Source organism: Mycobacterium sp., from assembly GCF_049673265.1.
Taxonomy (GTDB): Bacteria; Actinomycetota; Actinomycetes; order Mycobacteriales; family Mycobacteriaceae; genus Mycobacterium.
In genome coordinates this window covers 1-2059 of record NZ_JBATXN010000544.1, presented here as the reverse complement: position 1 = coordinate 2059, position 2059 = coordinate 1, and the positions used below count along the sequence as shown (strand labels likewise).

Annotated in this window: 2 protein-coding genes; one reads left to right on the top strand and one right to left on the bottom strand. The window is 64.9% G+C overall.

The annotated features are described in order from the left end of the window. Nucleotides 1–986, bottom strand: a 986-nt coding sequence (locus WBF82_RS18575) for an enoyl-CoA hydratase/isomerase family protein (RefSeq protein ID WP_424384422.1), incomplete at its 3' end; no start/stop codon positions are given. Between the two features lie 217 nt (nucleotides 987–1203). Here WBF82_RS18575 and WBF82_RS18570 point away from each other — a divergent pair. Beyond that, the coding region (locus WBF82_RS18570) for a Bax inhibitor-1/YccA family protein (protein WP_424384421.1) at nucleotides 1204–2059 on the top strand (856 nt) is incomplete at its 3' end.

Here is a 2059-nt window from a genome sequence, read left to right as displayed (position 1 = left end):
TCGGCCAGCGATGCCGGGGACCACTTCGGATCGCGATCCTTGTCGACCAGCTGAGCCCGGATGCCCTCCACCAGATCATGGCTGCGCAACGACGCGCACGACACCCGATAGTCCTGGACCAGGACATCTTCCAGCGTGTCTAGCTTGGCGGCACGACGCACCGCCTCGAGCGTCACTGACAGGGCGACGGGGGAGCGGGTGGCGATCAACGTGGCAGCGTCGTTGGCGGGCCCGGCCCCTGTCTGCCCGTGGGCGCGCAGACTGGCGACGATATCGGCGACGGTGTCACCGGCATAGCATTGGTCGATCCACTCACGTTGCGCCGCAAGGTTACTCGGCGGCGGCTCGACGGCATGGGCGGCCAGAGCCCGCTCGACGCCGTCGGCGACGATGGCCTGGCAGAATGCGTCGAGTTTGTCGTGCGGAACAAAGTGGTCGGCGAACCCCAGTGCGATGGCATCGGCGCCGGAGAACGGCGCCCCGGTCAGCGCCGCGTGCAGACCCAGCGATCCCGGCGCGCGGGACAGCAGGTAGGCGCCGCCGACGTCGGGGATGAAGCCGATACCGACCTCGGGCATGGCGATCTTGGACGTATCGGTCACCACGCGGGTGTTGGCGTGCGCGCCCACACCGACGCCGCCGCCCATCACGATGCCATCCATCAGCGACACGTACGTCTTTCCGAACCTGCCGATCTGGCCGTTGAGCAGATACTCGTCGCGCCAGAACCGCCGCGCCGCCACCCCGTCGGCACGGGCACTGTGATAGATCGCCACCACGTCGCCGCCGGCGCACAGGCCGCGCTCCCCGGCGCCGGAGAGCACCACCGCGCCGACCTGTCCGTCGCGCTCCCATTCGGCGAGTACCTCGGCCAGCCCGTTGACCATGCTTTGATTCAGCGAGTTGATCGCCTTGGGGCGATTGAGCGTCACAAAACCGACACCATCTTGAACACGGGTCAAAATCTCGTCGGATTCGTCCGTCACGCGCGTCGTCTCCCCTCGCGGAATGTCAGGTCATGCAGGTCAGGACTTCATCAGCAATCTAGATCGTTACCCGCATCGAAGCGCTCGCGGGTAAGGTTTATGTCGAGTAGGTCCGGCCCCAGATTGATAAATCCTCCGCTGGGAACCTGGCTGTACTACGGTTCGTTGATCAGCTGTTCGCACGGCTCGAAGTCACAGCTCAAGAAGGGATCCGACGGTGCGGGAGACTAGCAACCCGGTATTTCGCTCGCTGCCCAAGCAGCGCGGCGGATATGCGCAGTTTGGGAATGGCGCCGCGGGCGCCGCGACCCAGTATGGGCATCAAACGGACCCCTATGCTCCCTATGTCGATCGGCGGGCCGGCGTTTCCCGCCCGATGACGATCGACGATGTCGTCACTAAGACAGGCATCACCCTGGCGGTGCTGTCGGCCGTCGCGGTCGTCTCCTACTTCCTGGTGGCTAAGGACCCAGCCCTGGCGCGCCCATTCCTCATGATCGGCGTGGGCGGTGGTCTGCTGCTGGCCGTGTTCGCAATCTTCGGCCGCAAGCAGGCAAACCGGGCGATCGTATTGACCTACGCCGGCTTGGAGGGCCTGTTCCTCGGGGCGTTCTCCTTCGCGGTGGCATCGCTGTCAACTGCGCACGCCGGCACGATGATCGGACAGGCGATCCTGGGCACGATCGGCGTATTCGTCGGAATGCTCGTCGTCTACAAAACCGGTGCCATCCGGGTCACCCCGAAACTCACCCGGATGATCGTCGCCAGCACGGTCGGTGTGTTATTCCTGATGCTCGGCAACCTGGCGCTGGAGATGTTCGGGGTGAACGGCGGTGCCGGCCTCGGAATCCGTGGCGGCCCGCACGATGTCGGCATTCCCTGGCTGGCGGTCGGTTTCTCGCTGGTCTGCATCGTCGTCGCAGCATTCAACTTCCTCATCGACTTCGACGCCGCCGACCAGCTTATCCGCGCCGGTGCGCCCGAGAAGGCGGCCTGGGCTGTTGCGTTCGGCCTCACAATGACGCTGGTTTGGCTTTACATCGAGATCCTGCGCCTGCTCAGTTACCTACAAA